The sequence below is a fragment of the Candidatus Methylomirabilota bacterium genome, assembly GCA_035764725.1.
In the GTDB taxonomy this organism is placed as follows: Bacteria; Methylomirabilota; Methylomirabilia; order Rokubacteriales; family CSP1-6; genus DASRWT01.
Map to the genome: position 1 here is coordinate 17,731 of DASTYT010000031.1, position 18,964 is coordinate 36,694.

An 18,964-nucleotide genomic window follows, 5' to 3' on the forward strand; every position below is an offset into this window, starting at 1 on the left:
GCTGTTCCCATGCTCATGAGCACGAAAGAGATTCTCGGCTACACGATCCTCGCCACGGATGGCGAGATCGGAGGGGTCTCGGACTTTCTCGTCGACGAAGGCTTCAAGCTCCGCTATCTCGTGATCGACACCGGCAAGTGGCTGCCCGGGAAGAAGGTGGCGCTCTCCACGGCCTGGATCAGCAGCGTGGATCCGCACAAACAACTCGTCGTGATGAACATCGAGCGGAAGCGGATCGAGGAGGGCCCCGAGTACTCGGAGGAGCATGTGCTCGATCGCGAGTACGAGACTCTCTTGCACGCCCACTATCAGTACCCGCCGTACTGGCTCTAGGCCGGACTGGCTCGAGGAGATCCGATGGGACGCTGTGACGTCTGCGGGAACGACTACCGTCGCACCATGGAGATCCGCGTCGGTGGCGAGCGCGGGACGTTCGACTCCTTCGAGTGCGCCATTCACCGGCTCGCCCCCATGTGCGAGCACTGCGGATGCCGTGTGATCGGGCACGGGGTCGAGCTGGGCGACCGCATTTTCTGCTGCGCCAGCTGCGCCGCGATGGAGGGGATTGACAGGAAGGCGGTCAATGCCTAGCCGGGGACCGAGGCCCGACCCCGGGGCGACGTGCCGGGAGGGTCGCCGATGACCGGTGCGCGCATCGCCGGCCATCCGATCCATCCCGTCCTGGTCGGCATCCCCATCGGACTCTGCACGTTCTCCGTATTTGCGGACATCATCCGGCTCACCGGGCTGGGCAAGCCGGTATGGTTCGACGTGGCCTTGTACGCGATCGCCGGCGGCATCGTGGGCGCCCTCGTGGCCGCGGTCCCAGGCCTGGTGGACTATATGACGGTCACGGATGCCCGGGTCCGCGACCTGGCCTTCGCCCACGTGATCGCCGCGCTGTTCGTGGTGGCCATCTTCGGCTGGAGCCTCTGGGGGCGCTGGGAGGGAGACCAGGGGCCCGGGCCCGTGGCCATCTCGATCGTGGGGCTCCTCCTGCTGGGTGTCGTCGGCTGGCTGGGCGGCGAGATGGTATTCGTCCACGGCATGGGCATGGAAACCGCCGCGGCACCTCCGCGGGCGCAACGAAAGGTGGCCTGACCGATGAAGGGAGAGCACGAAGTGGTGGCGCCCAAGGTGAATCTCGGGGCCTTCGAGCGCCTGGCGTCGATCGCGGGGGGTGCCGCGCTGATGGCCTATGGCCTGCGGCGGGGGGCCCGCGGGGGAAAGAGCATCGCCTGGCTCGGGGGCTCGCTTTTCCTGCGCGGCTTCTCCGGGTGGTGCGCGCTCTACTCCGTGCTCGGCATCGACCGATCCGGGCGCGGAGAGGCCATGCAGGGCAATCTCGGCGTCAAGGTCGAGCGCGAGATGGTGTTCGAGGAGCCGCCGGAGAAGCTCTATGCGTTCTGGCGGGACTTCCGGAACCTCCCGAGCATCATGCCGCACGTCGAGTCCGTGTCGGTCTACCCCGATGGGCGGTCCCACTGGCGCGTGAAAGGACCGCTGGGAAGGACATTCGAGTGGGATGCCCGGATCATCAATGATGTGCCCAACGAGGTGATCGCCTGGCGGACAGACGAGGGCGCCCGTGTGGAGCACGCGGGCTCGGTGCGCTTCGAGCGCCTCACGGGGGACGCGACGCTGGTGCGCGTCTCCCTTCAGTACCACCCGCCGGGGGGCGAGCTCGCGCATCTGGTGACGGCGCTCTTCGGCGCGGATCCCGGCGAGCGCATACAGGACGATCTCACGCGCTTGAGGGAGGCCATGGCGCGCGCGCACGAGGATCGCGACGGGATGCAGCCCGCCACCGCGTCGGCGCTGGGATATCGGGCGCCGGAGGCACCACGCCCCGCCAAGTAACGGGGCACCATCGAGGGCAGGAGGTCTCCGGTCAGGCGATCGTAGCGCGTGAGGTCTAGACAGCGGCCCTACACTGAGAGCGATGAGAGCCCTACGTCGCGTCGCTCCGTGGGCCGGGGGCTGTCTCGCTGTCGCGCTGCTCCTGATCGGCAGCGAGCCCGCGAGCCTTCGAGCGGAAATCGACACGCCCTCCGCGGGTCAGCTCGCCGCCGCCAAGCTCGTCGGCGCGCGCTACCTCAACCAGGACCCGCACTACTCGCGTGGTCCGCTCTCCGCGCGCCTGCACACCTTGGTCACCGGCATGACGTGGCTGGTGGCGGAGCGCCGGGTGGCCGCGTTGCCCGGGGGGCATCCCGACCTGGAGCGCCTCCGTGGAGGTGCCATCTCCGCGCCCACCGTCACCTGGATCGGACATGCGACGGTGCTGGTGCAGCTCGACGGCCTCACTATTCTCACCGATCCCACCTGGAGCAACGTGGTCGGGCCCTTCGGCGTGATCGGGGTCCACCGCTATACCCCGCCGGGTATCCGCTTCGAGGATCTCCCACGTATCGACGTGGTTCTCATTTCCCACGATCACTACGATCATCTGGACGCGACGACGGTGAAGCGTCTCGCCGACACCTTCGATCCGCACTTCATCGTTCCCATGGGTCTCAAGGCGTGGTTCGCCGAGCGAGGCATCACGCACGTGACCGAGCTGAACTGGGGCGAGTCGACGGCGGAGGGCGGCGTCACCTTCGTGTGTACCCCCGCGCAACACGGCGGCGGCCGGACCCTCGCCGACCAAGGGCACCGGCTGTGGTCGTCGTGGGCGGTGCTGGGGTCCAAGCGCTTCTACTTCGGCGGGGACAGCGGCTACTATCGGCATTTCAAGGACACCGGCGACGCCTACGGTCCCTTCGACCTCGCCGCGCTGCCCATCGGCTCCTATACCCCCCGGGAGACCGCGCGCCCGGTGCACATCTCGCCGGAGGAGGCCCTTCAGGCGTTCACCGATCTTCGCGCCACGACCTTCGTCGGCATCCATTGGGGTACCTATGCCCTGGCGCGCGAGCCGTACGACGAGCCGCCGAAGCGTATCGCCGCCGAGGTGGTCCGCCGCGGGCTCCCGTCCGATCACATCCTGATTCTCCCCCCCGGACAGACTGCATCCTGGTAGCCGAAGATCCGCTGGGCCAGAGCGCTCTTGCGCTCCGGCGCAAACCCGGTCAGACTATCTTGCCCATGGCCGACCGCGTGCTCATCGTGGACGACGAGGCGGATTCCAAGACCGCCCTCGGCCTCCTCCTGTCTACCTGGGGGTACGAGGTCCTGGAGGCCTCCGATGGCATCGAGGCTCTCGACCTCGCGGCCGAGTTCCGTCCCGCCGTGGTGGTCTCCGACCTGGTGATGCCCGGGATGGATGGCCTCGCCTTGCTGGAGGCGCTGCGTGCCGAGCTGCCCGCCGCCTCGGTGATTTTGCTGACGGGTCACGCCACCGTCGAGACAGCGGTCTCGGCCATGAAGGAAGGCGCCTACGACTACCTGACCAAGCCGGTGGACGTGCGCCGCCTCCGGGCGCTCGTGGCGAAGGCCATCGAGAAGAGCGAGGTGCTCCGCGAGGTGACGCTACTGCGCCGACAGCTCGGCAGCGTGACCTCCATGGGCCAGCTCATCGGCTCGAGCGCCCCGATGCAGGAGATCTACCGCGTCGTGCACCAGGCCGCCTCGACCAACGCTCCCGTGCTCATCGCGGGCGAGAGCGGCACGGGGAAGGAGCTGGTCGCCCGCACCATCCACTCGCTCAGCTCGCGCGGGAAGGGACCGTTCGTCGCCGTCAACTGCTCGGCGATCCCGGAGACGCTGCTTGAGAGCGAGCTGTTCGGGCACGAGCGCGGGGCCTTCACCGGCGCCATCGAGCGCCGGGCGGGCTACTTCGAGCTGGCGGACCAGGGGACGCTCTTCCTCGACGAGATCGCCGAGATGAGCGCGGCGCTCCAGGCCAAGTATCTGCGCGTGCTCCAGGACGGCGTGATCCGTCGCCTCGGCGGCAAGACCGAGGTGAAGGTCGACGTGCGCATCATCGCCGCCACCAACAAGGATCCCGTGGCGGCGATGAAGCAGGGCACGTTCCGGGAGGACCTCTACTACCGGCTGAACGTGTTCAGCCTCACGATGCCGACGCTGCGTGCGCGCAAAGAGGACATCGCGCTCCTCGCCGATGCCTTCATCTCGGAGTTCGCCGCCAAGTACGGCAAGGCCGCCAAGGCCCTCACCGAGGAGGCGCTGGAGGCCCTCAAGCGCCACACGTGGCCGGGCAACGTGCGGGAGCTCCGGAACTGCATCGAGCGCGCGGTGGTCGGCAGCGACGAGGTACACATCCCCGCCTCCCACCTCTCCTTGGGCGGGCAGCGACCGCTGCCGGTGCCCGCTCCCGCCCCCGCCAGCGCTGGCGCCGGGCCGGAGGCCGCGAGCGACCAGCCCGTCGGCATCACGCTCGACGAGGCCGAGCGCATCCTCATCCTCAAGACGCTCGCCGCCCTCGGCAACAACAAGACCCGGGCCGCCGAGAGCCTGGGCATCAGCCTCAAGACCCTCCACAACAAGCTGCGCCGCTACAACGGCTCCTGAGCGCGGGGGTCCCGCTCGCCGCGTCTACTTCGCCTCATGAAGCCTGGCGGTACACCTGCCGTCTGAGGGCGAGCGCGGGAGACGGGGCTGTTCCGGGCTGGCCGAAGAAATTGATGTAGCGATCGATCCGGCGCGGCCGGTCCGCTCGGAAGAGCATCCGGCGCGCCCGGCGCTGGGCTCGCTTCGAGACTCCGGTGACCTTGGTCATCTCCCCACCTCCGGTCGATCGGCGGTGTTGATGGTTGGACTGGCGGACACGCTCGCGGCGGGCGCCCCGGAAGGTGCCACGGCGGCGACCAAACCCTCGTCACACGGGGGCGGCTCGCTGCCGGCTCGAAACGCTTCGATGATCGCGGAGCCCCCGCCGCAGACCCGACGGCCGCTCGCGTCCACCGGCGCCATCACGATCCCGTCGGGTGCCACGAACGGGCGCGGCGGGGCGCGACGCGCCGCCGCCTGCATCACGGTGGCCCAGATCGGTAGGGCGATCTCCGAGCCGGTGAGACCGATGGGCCGCGCATCGTCCGCGCCGACCCACACCCCCACCACGAGATCGGGCGTGTAGCCGATGAACCATGCGTCACGGAGGCCGTCCGACGTGCCGGTCTTGCCGGCGGTCACGCTCTGCAGACCCCACCGCGCGCTGGCGGCGCCGGTGCCGCGGCTCATCACGCCGCGCAGCAGGTGGGTGACGATGAAGGCGGATTCGGGGGAGACGACGCGGACCGGGGGCGGGAGCGGCCGGAGGGCTGCGGCGGTCGCCGCGTCGTCGATGGTCGTCGGGCGCACGCGGTAGCCGCCGTTCGCCAATGCCGCGAAGGCCGCCGTCATTTCCAGCACCGTGGTCTCGGACGTTCCCAGCGCGATCGAGGGTACCGCGGCGAGCGGGCTCTCGATGCCGAAGGCGCGCGCCAGACGCACGACGCGGGCGGGGCCGATCTCCTGGGCCACGCGCGCGGCGGGCACGTTGAGCGAGGCCTCGAGCGCGTGGCGCACGGTGACCACCCCGCGGAAGCGGTGATCGAGATTCTGCGGCGTCCACTCGCGCCCCGCCGACCACACCGCGAGCGGCTCGTCGTCCACTGGGGAGACGGGCGTCAGCCCTCCCGCGCCCCTTGTCCCCTCGAAGGCGGCCAGGTACACGAACGGCTTGAAGAGGGAGCCGGGCTGGCGCCGGGCGCGAAGGGCGCGGTTGAAGCCGCCGTCGCGATCGTCGCGGCCGCCCACCAGCACACGGATGCGCCCGCTTCGCGGATCCATGGCGACCACCGCGGCCTGAAGCGTTCCCTCGGGGAGCTTCCGTGCGCGTTCCGCCTGCGTGAGCTCCCGGCGCATCCCCACCTCGGCGACGCGCGTGAGCCCGCGGTCCAGGGTCGTGGCGATGCGCGTGGGGCTCGACCCGACCGGGGCGCCGTCCGGGAGCACCCGGCGGGCCGCCTCTTCACGCGCGAGCTCGACGAACCACGGAGCCCGGCTGCGCGGGGACCCGGTGAGGCGCACGGGGGCGGCGAGGGCGGTGCCGAGCGCCGGCTCGGACAGGACACCGTCAGCGGCCATGGCATGCAGCACCACGTCGCGCCGCGCCCGGAGGCGCCACGGGACCTCCGTGAACGCCCGGCTGGGCGCGCGGATGGCGGTGGCCAGCACCGCCGCCTCGTCGTAGGTCAAGGCGCTCAGGTCCTTTGCGAAGTGATAGTGCGCCCCAGCGGCCACGCCCAGCACGGGGGCGCTGCCCACCTGGCCCAGGTAGACGGTATTGAGGTACGCCTCGAGGATGTCGGCCTTGGTGTAGCGGCGCTCGAGCCAGAGCGCGATGGCCGCCTCCCGCGCCTTGCGCCACCAGGTGCGCTCGCGCGTGAGGAAGAGGCTGCGTGCGAGCTGCTGCGTGATGGTGCTGGCCCCGCGGAGAGACGGGGATTCGCCGTTCCGGCTCACCAGCGCGTGGGCGATCGCGAGCAGATCGACGCCCACGTGGCGCATGAAGCGCTGATCCTCGGCGGCGATCACGGCCGCCCTGACCAGCGTGGGAATGCGCGACAGCGGCATCCATTCCTGGATCGACGCCGCGCCGTCCCCCGCGCCGCCTCCGGCCCCCCGCGATTCGGCGGACACCGCGACCATCGCGAGCTCTTGGCCGTCCACGAGGAGCTGGACGCGTGCCGTGTGTGCCGGCCGTCCCGTCGGCAGGCGGTAGGCGAACCACGCCCACGTTGCCGCGGCAATGAGCGAGATTGCGAGTACGCCCACGACGACGCATGAGGTGATCACGAGGCGAGCGCGAGGCATCGTTGGAACCCTACGCAACTCTGATGCCGACGCGACCGGACACGTAACCGACGAACATTTCACAGTGTGCCTGGCGACGTATAAGGACGGCAGGACGAAACCGCTCGGAAGGGGTAAGTCTTTCCGGGTCGGAAGCTTCAGAACCAGGCACGATGAGGGGCCGGTACGCAGCGCGCGCCGCGCTGACGCTCACTTACGCGGGCGCCGGACCGGCGGCGCGCGCCTTGCAACACGGGCGGGCATGAAGAGGAAGGCCTTCACCGACCCGAGGGTACGCCGGGAGCGCCGCCCGCCACCACCGCCTCAGCCGCCCCCGCCGCCGGGTCCGCCAGAGCCGCCCGTGCCTCCGTCGCCCCCGCCGCCACCCGTCGTCGAGCTGTTCAGCCCCGCCGGAATCTGCGTCGCGTCCGGCTGGCGCTGAAGGCTCCCGCCCGGAGGGCAAGGCCGGCGCTCACCAGCGCCGCCAGACCGAGGGCGGTCATGGCGAGCCCGAGGGCGTGACGGCGGAGCTGGCCACGCCAGTCGAGGGCGGCGTGGCGCCGCCGATCAAGCTCGTCCACGAGCGTGTCGAGGCGCTCGCGCACCTCCGTGATCTCGCGTCCGAGCGCGTGCACCCGCTCCCCGCCCGTCCCGTCGGTCTCGACCGCTCGCGTGGTCCCGCGATGCTCGACGTGCGCTTCCACTACGCCATGCGTTCCTTCACCCATTGCCAGTCCTCCATCACGGTCTTGATGGTCAGCGCGAGCGGCCGACGCGCGACCCGACCCCATCCCAGGAAGCCCAGCCCTCCCGCCACGGCCAGTGCGAGCGCGGCCACGCCCAGGGCGGCGACCCACGCGGGTATCCACCACGCGAGGACGAAGACCCCCGCGACCACCAGCAGGATCGCGCCGATGAGGGCGGCGACGAGGGCCACCCCCAGCAGCGCGGCGCCCCCCAGCTCGGCCTTCACGTCCGCTTTGAGCTCCTCTCGCGCCAGCTCCACCTCCTTCTCGACCAGGAGTGAGCCAGTCTCCGCGATGCGCTTCACGAGCTGGGGCGTGGAGAGCAGACGGGGATTGCCGATCCATGCTTTGCGCGGCGGCGGGGGACGACGTACGGGGGCGTTCGGCACGGTAGCCTCCAGGATTTGACGCTCGCCCCGCAGCGCGCGCTCGAGCTGCAGGATCTCGCGATAGATGACTTGCCAGTCGTCGTAGGGAAGCGGCCGCCGCGCCATGTCCGCGGCGATCTCGTCGAGACGCCCGAGGAGGGCCCGCGACTCGACATGGGCGCGGGGGTCGACCCTCAGCGTGGCCCAGACCCGCTGGACCTGCCGCTCGAGCTCCTGCGCGCCCGGCGAGGTGGTCTGGAACATGTCGGGATGGCCGGTGACCGTCTCCACGGTGAGCGCGTGGGCCCGCGCGGTGTCCGTCTCGGTGCCGCGCAGGAGCAGGGCGTTCGGGTAGAGCGCCGCCTCCAGCGCGTCGTTCCGGAAGTAGGCGGTCTTCTCCAGCACGTAGCCCTCGAAGGCGCCCCGCCCGAGACGAAGCAGGATGTGCGACGGCAGCGCCATCCACCAGGGAGCGGGCGCGGGCGCGACGTCGAAGCCGTGGCGGCGCAGCGCTCCCAGGACGAGGCTGGCCGCGGCGCCATAGCTCTCGGGTGTCGTCACCAGTGGCACGTGCACGTCGCGCCGGCCGCGAATCGCGGAGACGACGCGCAGCACCGGCACGGTGATGAGCAGCACCGCGAAGGCGCAGGCGAGACCGAGGGTGATGGGGAATCCGCGCAGGAGGCTCCTGAGCGTCGATGGGGGCCGGCCGTCCTTGGAGGCGCCCTGCAGGCGCACCGCGATCCCGACGCCGATGGGCACCAGCAACACGAGCGCGAGCCAGGCCAACCGGACCACGCCGCTCGGCACGCTGCGGGAAAGGGGGATGAAGCCGAGGACAAGCACGGCGAGGCGCGGAAACGCGACGCCGAGGAGTAGTACCGGCCAGGCGGCCGCGGCCGCCATCACCACCGAGAGCACGGTTTTCCGGACGCCGCTCACGCGGCCGAACAGCGCCACCACCGCCCAGTCGAACAGGGCGGAGAAGATCTTGCCCACGGACCGAGCCAGGAACGCGAAGATCGCCTGGAGAATCGCCATGACCGGCCCCGCGCGCCGCTACTTCGAGCGGCCCCTTCGCGCGCGCGCCTTCTTGCGGTCGCTGCGCCCCGATGTGTTGATGGACTTCAGCGCGGGCAGGATCTCCTCCCCGTAGAACTCGAAGAAGCCCTTCTGGTCCCGGCCCACCTGATGCACGCAGATGTGGTCGTAGCCCGCGCGGGCATACTTGCGGATGGCCTCGAGGTGGCGCTCGGGATCCGGCCCGCAGGTGACGGACTCGGCCATCTGCTCCTCGGTCACCAACTCGGCGACCGCCTCGAAGTGCTCGGGCAACGGCAGCTCCCAGGAAAGGTTGCTCTCCATCGCGGAGGTCGGCCAGTGCTCCTTCGCGATCTTGCGGGCGGTGCTCTCATCCTTGGCCCAGCACACCGTCAGCTCGCCGTAGTGCGGCTTGCCCGCACCCCCTGCGCGGTCGAACGCGGACACGGTGGACGCCTCGGGATCGGTGCCGATCATGCCGTCGCCGAGGCGCCCCGCGAGATCGGCGCTCTTCGGCCCACCGACGGCGACGTAGAGCGGCGGCGGCGAGTCGGGCAGGGTGTAGAGCCGCGCGTTCTCCACCGTGAAGTAGCGGCCGTGATGGCTCTGGTTCCCTCCCTTCCAGAGGAGGCGAATCACCTCGATCGCCTCTTCCAGCCGCTCCTGGCGGATCTCCGTCTCGGGCCAGCCCTCGCCGACCACGTGCTCGTTGAGGTTTTCCCCGGTGCCCACTCCCAGGAAGAAGCGCCCGGGCATGAGCGCAGCGCTGGTCGCCGCGGCCTGGGCGATGATCGCGGGATGGATGCGCATGGTCGGGCAGGTGACCGCGGTACCCACGACCAGACGCTGGGTCGCCTGGGCGATCGCCCCGATGACGCTCCACACGAAGGGACTCTGGCCCTGGCGGTCGATCCAGGGATGGTAGTGATCCGAGATGAGAGCGAAGCGGAACCCCGCGTCCTGCGCCATCTGGGCGTAGCGAACGAGATCGACGGGGCCGTGCTCCTCGCTCGAGAGCTTGTAGCCGAGGCTGATCATGACGGAACCTCCGTGCCGGCCCGCGCGACCGCGTGGGGGGTGGCGGGCTTGATATCGTCGGCGGGCAGAAGGCGGAGGATCTCGGTGCGCGCTTCCGCCAGAGAGATGGCCACGTCGTCGGCGCCCGTCGTCGCGAGATCCGCCCGCATGTCCGAGGAATTGCCGGCGCCCCACCGCGCGGCGAGGATCGGCGTGTCCGGCTGCGACTGGCGCAGCCGCTTCACGAGGTGTCGCATCCGCCGCCGGCCGCCGTTCCCCACCGCGGCGACACAGACCAGCGCCGGCGGCGCCGCGTCCACCACCGCCATCGCCTCGCCGACGAGGCCGCCGGGGGGCGCGATGTGCAGCGCGCAGCCGTCGCGGGCGAGCAGCCGGCCGAGCATGAGGAGGGCGAGTCCGTCCGCCTCGTCCCGCGCCGCGCAGCCGGCGATCTGGGTGAGGACCGGGGTGGGCGCATCCGCGGCGGCCTCTTCTTCCGACTTCCCGAGCGGCGCCTCCTCGATCAACTCGCGGATCATCTCGAGCATGTGGGCGTACTCTTCGCGCGTGAGCTGGTCGCTCTCGCGATCGAGGCGCGCCCGCGCGACGGCGGGTGCGACGATGGCGTCGAACACCTCCTCGAGGGACACGCGATGCGCGGTTTCGGCGATCACCGCCGCCGCCTCGCGCGCGTCGCCCGCGAGCAGTCGCTGATAGAAGGTGAGGCAGGGCTCGATCGGGGGGTCGTCGCTCATCAGCACCTCGATGAACTCGAGCCCCGCGACAGCACGGGCACCGACGACCAGGCACACCGTGAGCGGGGTGGCGAGGGCGAGCCCGATTGGGCCCCACAGCCAGGTCCAGAACGCGGCGCCCACGAGCAGGGCGATGGCGGACACGCCCGCGCTCCGGCCGTAGAGCAAGGGCTCGATCACGAACGCCACCGTGAGCTCGGTGACGACGAAGAGGCCGAGGATCAGCAGCGGCCGGGTCCAGCCGTCGAACACCGCGAGGCTCAGGACGAGGGGGACGAGGGCGGCGAGCCAGGGACCCACGTAGGGAAGGAAGCGTAGGACGGCGGCGAGCGAGCCGAGCGCCAGCGCGAAGGGCAGGCCGATCACCGCGAGCCCGATTCCGATGCCCAGCCCGAACGATCCATTGATGATCGACTGCGTCAGCAGGTAGCGGCTGATGCGGGTGCCCGCCTCGTCGAGCAGGCGCGTGGTGGCCGCCATGCGCTCGTAGCCGAAGAGGCGGATGATGCGCCCGATCAGCTCGCGCTGCTGGATGAGCATGAAGATGACGAGGACGAGCACCATGAACGCCGTGGTCAGCGGGTGCACCACGTGGGGGAGCTGCCAGAGGGGGCTCGGCCGGGAGACGACGACGGGCACGGGCTTCTCGCCCTGGGGCCCCCCCTTGTCGATCTGCTTGAGAACGTCCTTGGCGGTGTTCTCGACCTGCTCGAAGGTGCCCCCGTGCCGCATCTTCTGCAGGTCGTTGATCTTGCGGGTGATGGTCTGGCGGTACTTCGGCAGATCCTCGGCGAAGCTCGTGACCTGGCTCAGGAGTACCCAGCCTAGCCCGGTCGCGAGGGCGAGAGCGAGCGTCACGACCAGGATCACCGCGGGAATGCGGGGCAGTCGGGTGCGCTGCACCTGCGAGACCAGGGGACTCAGCAGGAATGTCCCCAGCATGGCCAGCGCGATCGGGATGAGCACGATGCGCGCCCAGTAGAGACACGCCACCCCCAGCGTGATGCCCGCGAAGACGATGAAGCGATACAGCGCCTGCAGCGGCTCACCCGGCGGGCGCTCCGCCACGACGCGAGGACGGGTCAGCCGGGCCGCGCCGCCCACGCGCACCGCGCGCCCCTTCACCGGAGTTGTGGCCGCGCGAGACCCGCGGTCGCGGCGCACACGGGAACCGCGTCGCGCGCGGCGGCGTGCCCGCGCGGGCTTCGGCAGACGGCGGCCTCCACCTGCCGCGTGTGCACCGGACGCAGCACGTCGGCCCGCGGGGCGCTGCGACGGGGCACCCCCCGAAGACCGACGCCGTGAGGCGTCGGCTCCGGGGTCACCACCGCGGCGAGGAGCATGAAGAGCGCGATGCTCACGATCACTTCCGCCTGGACCCGCTGTGCCGCGGACGGCATGGCCGTGACTACTGGGTGTTGCGGCGCAGGGCCGCGATGCGATCATCGGTCGCCGGATGCGTGGCGAAGAAGCCGCCGCCGCCGGTCCCCTCGCTGTTGAGGAGCCACGTCAGCGTCTCCTCCATGACCTTGGGCGAATAGCCGGCGCGCTTGAGCAGCTCGGCGCCGTGCGCATCGGCCTGATACTCCTCGTTCCGCCCGTACGCGCGGGAGATCAACGTGCCCGCGACTGGTGCGATGGCGCCCGAGCCCGGGAAGATCTGGTCGAGGATCACCGTGCCGATGGCGAGGCCCGTTTCCAGGCGCTGCGCCTTCGCCACATGACCCAGGTCGTCGTGCGCTACCTCGTGGGCGAGCACGCCGGCCAGCTGCTGATCGTTGGCCTTGCTCAGGAGCCCCGTCGTCACGATGTATTGTCCTTCGCCGGCGCTGCCCGCGTTGATGTGATCGTCGGCCACGATCCCGACCTTGATCTCGCTGAGGGGTCGCTTGTGGTCAGCGGCCTGGATGAGCGGCACCATCACCCGCTTGAGCCGCTCGGCCTGGGCGGGATCGATCTTCGCGGTAGCCGCGGGCGCCTTCGCGGTCGGGGGGCTGCTCGTGCCGCCGCCGGAGGACGGCGACGGGCTGGAGACGGGCGCCGCGCAGGCGGCGCCGAGCGTGAGCGCGGCCACGAATGCCGCGAGAGTTCCCAGTGTCTTCATGGCGTTCACCCGGTGACCTTGACGGACAGGTTATTGATGACGGCGTTCACGCCGCGGACGCTGGCGGCGATCGTGCCGGCCCGCTGCTTCAACTCCTCGCTCTCCACCACACCATTCAGATACACGGTGCGGAGCGTCGTGTTGACGTCGACCTTGGTCAGGGTCGAGATCTTCTCGGCGGCGAGCTTGGACTTGACCTCGGCGGTGATGGTCGCGTCGTCGATCTTCTCGCCCGTCGTCCTCCCGACGGTGCCGGCACTCGACGAACAGGCGGAGATCATGAGCGCGGCGAGCAGGACCAGGGACAGGGCCCTCAGATGTCCAGTGGCGATGCGCATAGCTATCTCTCCTGAATCTCCCTCGATGATGGTGAGAACCATCTCGCTCAGGAGAGGGGGGCAAGCCGTATGCCAGTCGGGTGTCGGGCGGCACGCCGCCGAGAAACAGCCGGAATCACAGGAGCCGGACCGTGAAACGGCGGCCAACGAGCGGGGGTGCGCGCGCGGCGAGCCCCTGGGTCAAATCGTTCCACTTCCGGTAGTCCTGACCCTGAGCGGCCCATCCGCGCGGAGAAACGCGTGAGCCCAGCACGAAAGATGACACGCAACTTTCGGCCGCATCGCTCGGTGCTGGCACGAATCCTGCCGTACAGAGCGCCATGACCCGACTCCTGCGATCGGTCGCGGCGTCAGCATGCACGGTGCTGGTAATCCTCACGGCATGCGCGCACGTCCGGTCTCCGCTGCTGGTTCCCCAGCTGGCGATGAGCGATCCGGCGTTCGCCACGACGATGGAGGCGTACACCAACTCCTCGCTCACCGCGGGCAACCGGGTGGAGGTGCTGCTCAACGGCGATCAGATCTTCCCGGCGCAGGTGGCGGCAATCCACTCCGCCCGCAAGTCCATCACCTACGCGCAGTACTTCTATGAGGACGGCCGGCCCGCGGTGCAGATCGTCAAGGCGATCAGCGAGCGCTGCCGCGCGGGCATCCGCGCCCGCGTGCTCCTCGACGCCTTCGGCAGCCTGAAGATGCCGCCGGAGCTCGTCCAGGAGCTCGAGCAGTCCGGCTGCTACGTGGCCCGTTTCCGGCCGCTGACCCCGTGGACGGCCGACAACGCCAACAACCGCAACCACCGCCGCATCCTCGTGGTGGACGCGCGCACCGGCTTCACCGGCGGCTCCGGCGCCAGCTCGAAGTGGATGGGTGACGGACGGCAAAAGGGGCAGTGGCGCGAGACCGATATTCGCGTGGAGGGCCCCGCGGTGAACGATCTCCAGGGCGCTTTCGCCGAGAACTGGCTCGAGGCTACCGGGGAGATGCTGGGCGGCGACGCCTTCTTCGCGCCCCAGCCGGCGCGCGGGTCGGTGGTGGCGCAGGTGGTGCGCAGCTCGCCGGCCAACGGCAGCGTCGCGATGTACAACATGTACCTGCTCGCGATCTCGTCCGCGCGCCGGAACATCTTCCTCACCAATCCGTACTTCCTCCCCGACGACCGGATGGCGAAAAGCCTCATCGAGGCGTGCGGTCGCGGGGTGCGGGTGGTGCTGTTGCTGCCGGGCGCGATCGACAACAACATCGTGCGCCAGGCGAGCCGCGCGGGCTTCGGGAAGCTCCTCGAGGCGGGCGCGGAGATCTACGAGTATCAGCCGGGTCTGCTCCACGCCAAGACCATGGCGGTAGACGGCGTCTGGGCCACGGTGGGCAGCGCCAACGTCGACAACCGCTCGTTCGCCCTCAACGAGGAGCTGAACGTGGCGCTCTACGACAGCGGGATGGCGGGGCGCCTCGAGAAGATCTTCCTCGAGGACGTGGCGCACTCGCGTCGCGTCGACGAGAAGCGATGGCGCGCGCGCGGGCCGGTCACGCGGCTGCTCGAGTGGCTCTCCATCCCGCTCCGCGAGCAGCTCTGAGGGCGGCTACACCGTCTCGTCGCCCGAGTTGGGCGAGGGCCCGCCGTCGATGAGCAGGGTCGCGCCGTTGATGAACGCCGCGGCGGGGGAGGCGAGGAACACGCAGGGGTAGGCGATCTCCTCCACCTTGCCCCAGCGGCCCATGCCCACCCGGCTCGCCACGCCGTCGTAGACCTTTTGGGCGTCGGGGTTGGTCTTGTGGAGCACGTCCAGATAGCCTTCCGTCTCCACCGGCCCGGGGGCGATGCAGTTGACGCGGATGCCCTTGCGACCCCACGCCATGCCGAGGGAGCGGGTGAAGTTGATGACGGCCGCCTTGGAGGCGCCGTAGTGCGACATCATGGATGAGCCGTAGACGCCGGCGATGGACGAGATGTTGATGATGACGCCGCCGCCCTGGGCCAGCATCTGCCGGCCCGCCCACTTGCAGCCGAAGAAGACGCCGTTGAGGTTGATGCCGACCACGGTGTTCCAGCCGTTGGCGGAGATGTCCTCCACCTTGGCGCGGAAGGACGCGCCGGCATTGTTGACCATGATGTCGAGCTTCCCGAAGTCCTTGACCGTCTTCTCCACGAGCCCCTTCACCGCGTCTTCCTGACGCACGTCCACCGCCTGCGCGAAGGTACGGCGGCCGAGCTTCTTGATCTCGGCGGCGACCGGCTCGAGATTCTCGATCTTGCGACTGGCGATGACCACGTCCGCGCCCGCCCGCGCATACTCCACGGCGATGGACTTGCCGATGCCCACGCCGCCGCCGGTGACGATGGCGACCTTGCCCTCCAGAGAAAACGGCGACGTCATATAGGCCTCCCAGGATTGCCCCGACCGGTTAGACCACGGTCAACATGGCTTAGCCATGTTGATGACAAATAAATGAAACAACCGAGCGCGCAGCCGAGCGCGATTATACGCCTTGCACGAGGCGGGTGAAGGCGGCCGGAGCGGGGCTCTCGAAGCGCACCGGTTCACCGGTGCCGGGGTGGACGAAGCCCAGGACCGACGCGTGCAGGCAGACGCGGCGCAGCGGATCGCGCCGGCTACCGTGCCGCTCGTCGCCGACCACGGGATGCCCGATGGCCGCGAGCTGGACGCGGATCTGGTGACGGCGGCCGGTGCCGAGCGCGATGTCGATGAGCGTCGCGTCGCGCCCGCGCTCCCGCACACGATAGCGCGTGATGGCCTCGCGTCCGCCGCGGCGCACGCCGCGGGCGATGTGCACGCGGTAGGCGGCGTCCTCCTCCACGCGGTCCACCAGCGTCTGCGTGTCCTTGCGCACGACGCCCTCCACCACCGCGACATAGCCCCGATCCACCGTCCGCGCCACGAACTGCGCCTGGAGCGCCGTCTTCACCGCGGGCGTCTTGGCCACGACGAGGAGGCCGGAGGTCTCCCGGTCGAGGCGGTGCACGATGAACGGTCGCGCGGCGGGACGGCGGCCGCCCAGGAGATCCCAGAGGACGCGATAGGCGGTGCGGTCACGCTCCTTCTCGGTGGCGATGGTGAGCAGACCCGCTGGCTTGTCGACGACGAGGAGATGGCGGTCCTCGTGCAGGATCTCGAGGCCCAGCGGGAGGGCGTCGGGCCGCGCGGGCGCCGCGGCCGCGGGGCCGAGCGTCACGCGGTCGCGGGGAGCGACGACCACACGCGGGTCCGACACCACCCGGGCGTTCACGCGCACGCGGCCCGCCGTGAGCCACTGCTTCATCGAGCGGCCCGACGCGCCGGGAAACTCCGCGCGTAGCCGCTCGACGAGCGTGGTCATGTGAGGAGGGCTCTCATTCGCCGCGGAGCACCGCGAGAGGCTTCTGGCCGAGGAGCCGATAGCTCCCGAGATAGCCCACCGCGAGGGCGAGCAGGGTGGCGCCGACGACGCCGGCGGCGAGTGCGGCGGGCTGCCAGAGCCACGGCACTTCGAGCACCCAGCGCTGCACGCCCCACGCGAGCGCGGCGGCCAGCACGGTGCCGGCGAGCCCGGCGGCGGCGCCGAGCAGCGCATACTCCACCGCGAACGTGCGCGCGACGAGGCCGCGGGTGGCGCCGAGCGTCTTCCAGATCACCGCCTGGTAGAGACGCTCGTGGCGCGTGATCGAGAGCGCGCCGGCCAGCACGATGAGGCCGGCGAGAATGCTCACCGCCGCGACCAGGCGGACGGCGAGCGCGATCTGGTCGACCAGCCGCGCCGCGCGCTCGAGGACTTCGCGGACGGGGATGGCTGAGACGTTGGGGAACGCGGCCACGACCGCCGACTGCAGACGATCGGCCTCGGCGGGCGCCACCTGCGCGGTGGCGATGAAGGTGGTGGGCGCGCCGTCGAGCGCCCCCGGCGAGAAGATCACGAAGAAGTTGGCGCCGAACGTGCGCCAGTCGACCTTGCGGAGGCTGGTCACGCGCGCGGTGATCGGCACGCCCTGTATGTCCCAGGTGAGCCGGCCGCCCACCCGGACGCCGAGACTCTTGGCGATCTCGTCCTCGACCGAGATGAGCGGCTCCCGGGCGGCCTCCGCCGGCGTCCACCATTCTCCGCTTGTTATCACGTCCCGCTCCGGCCGCGCCGCCGCCCACGTGAGCACGTACTCGCGCGTGAGATACCACGTCTCGTCCCGCCGCCCGGCGTCGCGGCTCACCGGCTCGCCGTTCACCGCGGCGAGCCGCGCCCGCACCACCGGGATCAACGTGGGCGCCGCGCCGGTGCGGTCCGTCAGGAGCCGCGCGAAGGCCGGGGCCTGATCGGGCTGGATGTCGATGAAGAAGAAGGCGGGCGCGCGAGCAGCGCTCGGCCCCGACAGGGCCGCGCGAATCGCGCCCTCGAGCAGGGCCACCGCGACCACCAGCATCACCGCGAGCCCGAGCGTGACGAGCACGGCGGCGGCGTGGCCGCCGGGACGGTGTAGACCCGCGACGGCATGGCGCCAGGCGATCCAGCGCACGCGGGGCAGGCGCCGCGCGCCGGCGAGGGCGGCGCGCGCTGCGAGATAGAGGACGGCGAGCCCGCCCGCGAAGCCGCCGATGAAGAAGGCGCCCACCTTCCACGAGCCCGCCTGCCAGAGCGCGAGCGCGGACAGACCCGCCGCCACGGGCAGCGCGGCCACGACGCCCCGCCAGCCGGGGGGACGGGGCTCGACCTCGTGGCGCAGCAGCAGCGAGGGCGGCACTCGGCGGATCTCGGCGAGCGGCGGCAGCGCGCAGAGCAGCGTCACCCCGACGCCCATCGCGATCCCGTGTGCCACCGCCGCCGGCGCGATGGTCCAGTCGAGCGGAAAGGGCAGCAGGCGCGCGAGCGCGGGCGCGAGAAAGCGGGCCAGCGCCGCGCCGAGGAGGGCGCCGGCCACGCTGCCCGCGAATCCCAGCGCCGCGGTCTGCAGGAGGTATGCAAGGAAGATGCGCCGCCATGGCGCGCCCAGGCACTTGAGCGTGGCGATGGTGGCGAGGCGGCGGCGCAGCAGGGCGCGCACGCTCACGGCCACGCCGATCCCGCCGACCAGCAGCGCCACGAGGCCGGTGAGTCCGAGATAGGTCGTGAGCTGATCCCAGAACCGCCGGAGCCCGGGCTGGGCCTGGCGGTACCCGGCCACGCGCAGGCCGGGATCGCCGAGGCGAGCGGCCAGCGCATCGCGCAGGGTCTCGACGTCGGCGCCCGGCGCGATCCTGATCAAGGTCCGGTGGCGGATACGGCTGCCGAGCTGTACGAGGCCGGTGGCGGCGAGGTCGGACTCGGCGATCAGCACGCGCGGGCCCAGCGTGAAGAATCCCACCGCGCGATCGGGCTCGCCCGCGATCGTCCCCGCCACCCGGAAATTGGCCTCGCCGATGCGCAGGCTATCGCCCACGGCGAGGCCCAGGCGCGAGAGCACCGCCTCCTGGACGAGGGCTCGGCCCCCGCCGATCAGCTCCGGAAGGGGTGCGGGGGGGAGGGTCTCGAGCCGCCCATATAAAGGATAGGCGGGGCCGACCGCCTTGAGCTCGACGAGGAGGGTCCGGTCGCCCCGGCCCGCCGCGGGCTGGGCCATCGCGGCCAGCTCGCGGATGCGCGTGATGCCCGCGCCGCGCCCCGTGGTGTCCGCGATGGCGGCCTCGGACGCCGCGGACAGCGGCTGGCTCGAGCGCAACTCCACGTCGCCGCCCATCATGGTCTTGCCGGAGGCGGCGACGGTGCGCTCGACGCTGCGGCCGAGGCTGCCCACCGCGACCAGCGCAGCCACGCCCAGCGACACGCACGCGGCGAGGTAGGCGAAGTGGCGCCCCGCGCCGCGCAGCTCGCGCGCGCCATGTCGCAGCGCCCACAT

At 70.8% G+C, this 18,964-nt stretch carries 18 protein-coding genes; 7 read left to right on the plus strand and 11 right to left on the minus strand.

All coding sequences use genetic code 11. The annotated features are described in order from the left end of the window. Positions 1-9: 9 nt before the first annotated feature. The 6 genes from VFX14_04500 (at position 10) to VFX14_04525 (ending at position 4,473) form a co-directional block, all read left to right on the plus strand. On the plus strand, positions 10-333 hold the full coding sequence (locus tag VFX14_04500) for a PRC-barrel domain-containing protein (protein ID HEU5188930.1): 324 nt from the start codon (positions 10-12) through the stop codon (positions 331-333). Positions 334-357: 24 nt separating this feature from the next. Beyond that, entirely contained in the window at positions 358-591 is a 234-nt protein-coding gene (locus VFX14_04505) for a hypothetical protein (protein HEU5188931.1), read from the plus strand. A gap of 48 nt (positions 592-639) precedes the next feature. Further along, positions 640-1,101, plus strand: coding sequence for a DUF2231 domain-containing protein (locus tag VFX14_04510; GenBank protein HEU5188932.1), 462 nt, complete (start codon positions 640-642; stop codon positions 1,099-1,101). 3 nt (positions 1,102-1,104) lie between these two features. Beyond that, positions 1,105-1,860 (plus strand): SRPBCC family protein, encoded by a 756-nt coding sequence (locus tag VFX14_04515; protein HEU5188933.1) that lies wholly within the window; start codon positions 1,105-1,107, stop codon positions 1,858-1,860. Positions 1,861-1,942: 82 nt separating this feature from the next. Further along, a complete protein-coding gene (locus tag VFX14_04520; GenBank protein HEU5188934.1) occupies positions 1,943-3,022 on the plus strand; it encodes an MBL fold metallo-hydrolase in 1,080 nt (359 codons plus the stop codon). 65 nt (positions 3,023-3,087) lie between these two features. Continuing rightward, positions 3,088-4,473, plus strand: a complete 1,386-nt coding sequence (locus VFX14_04525) for a sigma-54 dependent transcriptional regulator (protein HEU5188935.1) — start codon at positions 3,088-3,090, stop codon at positions 4,471-4,473. A 204-nt stretch (positions 4,474-4,677) separates the two neighbouring features. Here VFX14_04525 and VFX14_04530 read toward each other — a convergent pair whose 3' ends face one another. From VFX14_04530 to VFX14_04565, 8 genes are all read right to left on the minus strand, one after another. Next, the gene (locus tag VFX14_04530; protein HEU5188936.1) at positions 4,678-6,759 is read right to left on the minus strand and encodes a transglycosylase domain-containing protein; all 2,082 of its coding nucleotides are present in this window, start codon (positions 6,757-6,759) and stop codon (positions 4,678-4,680) included. Between the two features lie 380 nt (positions 6,760-7,139). Beyond that, a complete protein-coding gene (locus tag VFX14_04535) occupies positions 7,140-7,442 on the minus strand; it encodes a hypothetical protein (GenBank protein HEU5188937.1) in 303 nt (100 codons plus the stop codon). After that, positions 7,442-8,893 (minus strand): phage holin family protein, encoded by a 1,452-nt coding sequence (locus VFX14_04540; GenBank protein HEU5188938.1) that lies wholly within the window; start codon positions 8,891-8,893, stop codon positions 7,442-7,444. The genes VFX14_04535 and VFX14_04540 overlap by 1 nt, the downstream gene beginning before the upstream one ends. A gap of 18 nt (positions 8,894-8,911) precedes the next feature. Then, entirely contained in the window at positions 8,912-9,931 is a 1,020-nt protein-coding gene (locus VFX14_04545) for a TIGR03557 family F420-dependent LLM class oxidoreductase (GenBank protein ID HEU5188939.1), read from the minus strand. Then, positions 9,928-11,790 carry an AI-2E family transporter gene (locus tag VFX14_04550; protein HEU5188940.1) on the minus strand — a complete coding sequence of 621 codons (1,863 nt, stop codon included), beginning with the start codon at positions 11,788-11,790 and terminating at the stop codon, positions 9,928-9,930. The genes VFX14_04545 and VFX14_04550 overlap by 4 nt, the downstream gene beginning before the upstream one ends. Next, positions 11,787-12,065: a hypothetical protein gene (locus tag VFX14_04555; protein HEU5188941.1), complete on the minus strand. Its 279-nt coding sequence runs from the start codon at positions 12,063-12,065 to the stop codon at positions 11,787-11,789. The genes VFX14_04550 and VFX14_04555 overlap by 4 nt, the downstream gene beginning before the upstream one ends. Positions 12,066-12,073: 8 nt before the next feature. Continuing rightward, the gene (locus VFX14_04560) at positions 12,074-12,769 is read right to left on the minus strand and encodes a M48 family metallopeptidase (protein ID HEU5188942.1); all 696 of its coding nucleotides are present in this window, start codon (positions 12,767-12,769) and stop codon (positions 12,074-12,076) included. Positions 12,770-12,774: 5 nt separating this feature from the next. Then, the gene (locus tag VFX14_04565) at positions 12,775-13,107 is read right to left on the minus strand and encodes a BON domain-containing protein (protein ID HEU5188943.1); all 333 of its coding nucleotides are present in this window, start codon (positions 13,105-13,107) and stop codon (positions 12,775-12,777) included. A gap of 425 nt (positions 13,108-13,532) precedes the next feature. On the opposite strand from VFX14_04565, the gene VFX14_04570 reads away from it, so the two are divergent. Next, positions 13,533-14,681, plus strand: a complete 1,149-nt coding sequence (locus VFX14_04570; protein ID HEU5188944.1) for a phospholipase D-like domain-containing protein — start codon at positions 13,533-13,535, stop codon at positions 14,679-14,681. A gap of 6 nt (positions 14,682-14,687) precedes the next feature. Here the strand turns inward: VFX14_04570 and VFX14_04575 are convergent, their stop codons facing one another. From VFX14_04575 to VFX14_04585, 3 genes are all read right to left on the minus strand, one after another. Further along, entirely contained in the window at positions 14,688-15,482 is a 795-nt protein-coding gene (locus VFX14_04575) for a glucose 1-dehydrogenase (GenBank protein HEU5188945.1), read from the minus strand. A gap of 103 nt (positions 15,483-15,585) precedes the next feature. Further along, positions 15,586-16,443 (minus strand): RluA family pseudouridine synthase, encoded by an 858-nt coding sequence (locus VFX14_04580; protein HEU5188946.1) that lies wholly within the window; start codon positions 16,441-16,443, stop codon positions 15,586-15,588. Between the two features lie 13 nt (positions 16,444-16,456). Continuing rightward, positions 16,457-18,964, minus strand: coding sequence for an FtsX-like permease family protein (locus VFX14_04585; GenBank protein HEU5188947.1), 2,508 nt, complete (start codon positions 18,962-18,964; stop codon positions 16,457-16,459).

What these genes read in the sequence shown, in the direction of transcription:
- VFX14_04500 (HEU5188930.1), top strand. Translation starts at nt 10, where the DNA reads ATGCTCATGAGCACGAAAGAGATTCTCGGCTACACGATCCTCGCCACG.
- VFX14_04505 (HEU5188931.1), top strand. Translation starts at nt 358, where the DNA reads ATGGGACGCTGTGACGTCTGCGGGAACGACTACCGTCGCACCATGGAG.
- VFX14_04510 (HEU5188932.1), top strand. Translation starts at nt 640, where the DNA reads ATGACCGGTGCGCGCATCGCCGGCCATCCGATCCATCCCGTCCTGGTC.
- VFX14_04515 (HEU5188933.1), top strand. Translation starts at nt 1,105, where the DNA reads ATGAAGGGAGAGCACGAAGTGGTGGCGCCCAAGGTGAATCTCGGGGCC.
- VFX14_04520 (HEU5188934.1), top strand. Translation starts at nt 1,943, where the DNA reads ATGAGAGCCCTACGTCGCGTCGCTCCGTGGGCCGGGGGCTGTCTCGCT.
- VFX14_04525 (HEU5188935.1), top strand. Translation starts at nt 3,088, where the DNA reads ATGGCCGACCGCGTGCTCATCGTGGACGACGAGGCGGATTCCAAGACC.
- VFX14_04530 (HEU5188936.1), bottom strand. Translation starts at nt 6,759, where the DNA reads ATGCCTCGCGCTCGCCTCGTGATCACCTCATGCGTCGTCGTGGGCGTA.
- VFX14_04540 (HEU5188938.1), bottom strand. Translation starts at nt 8,893, where the DNA reads ATGGCGATTCTCCAGGCGATCTTCGCGTTCCTGGCTCGGTCCGTGGGC.
- VFX14_04545 (HEU5188939.1), bottom strand. Translation starts at nt 9,931, where the DNA reads ATGATCAGCCTCGGCTACAAGCTCTCGAGCGAGGAGCACGGCCCCGTC.
- VFX14_04555 (HEU5188941.1), bottom strand. Translation starts at nt 12,065, where the DNA reads ATGCCGTCCGCGGCACAGCGGGTCCAGGCGGAAGTGATCGTGAGCATC.
- VFX14_04560 (HEU5188942.1), bottom strand. Translation starts at nt 12,769, where the DNA reads ATGAAGACACTGGGAACTCTCGCGGCATTCGTGGCCGCGCTCACGCTC.
- VFX14_04565 (HEU5188943.1), bottom strand. Translation starts at nt 13,107, where the DNA reads ATGCGCATCGCCACTGGACATCTGAGGGCCCTGTCCCTGGTCCTGCTC.
- VFX14_04570 (HEU5188944.1), top strand. Translation starts at nt 13,533, where the DNA reads ATGAGCGATCCGGCGTTCGCCACGACGATGGAGGCGTACACCAACTCC.
- VFX14_04575 (HEU5188945.1), bottom strand. Translation starts at nt 15,482, where the DNA reads ATGACGTCGCCGTTTTCTCTGGAGGGCAAGGTCGCCATCGTCACCGGC.
- VFX14_04580 (HEU5188946.1), bottom strand. Translation starts at nt 16,443, where the DNA reads ATGACCACGCTCGTCGAGCGGCTACGCGCGGAGTTTCCCGGCGCGTCG.
- VFX14_04585 (HEU5188947.1), bottom strand. Translation starts at nt 18,964, where the DNA reads ATGTGGGCGCTGCGACATGGCGCGCGCGAGCTGCGCGGCGCGGGGCGC.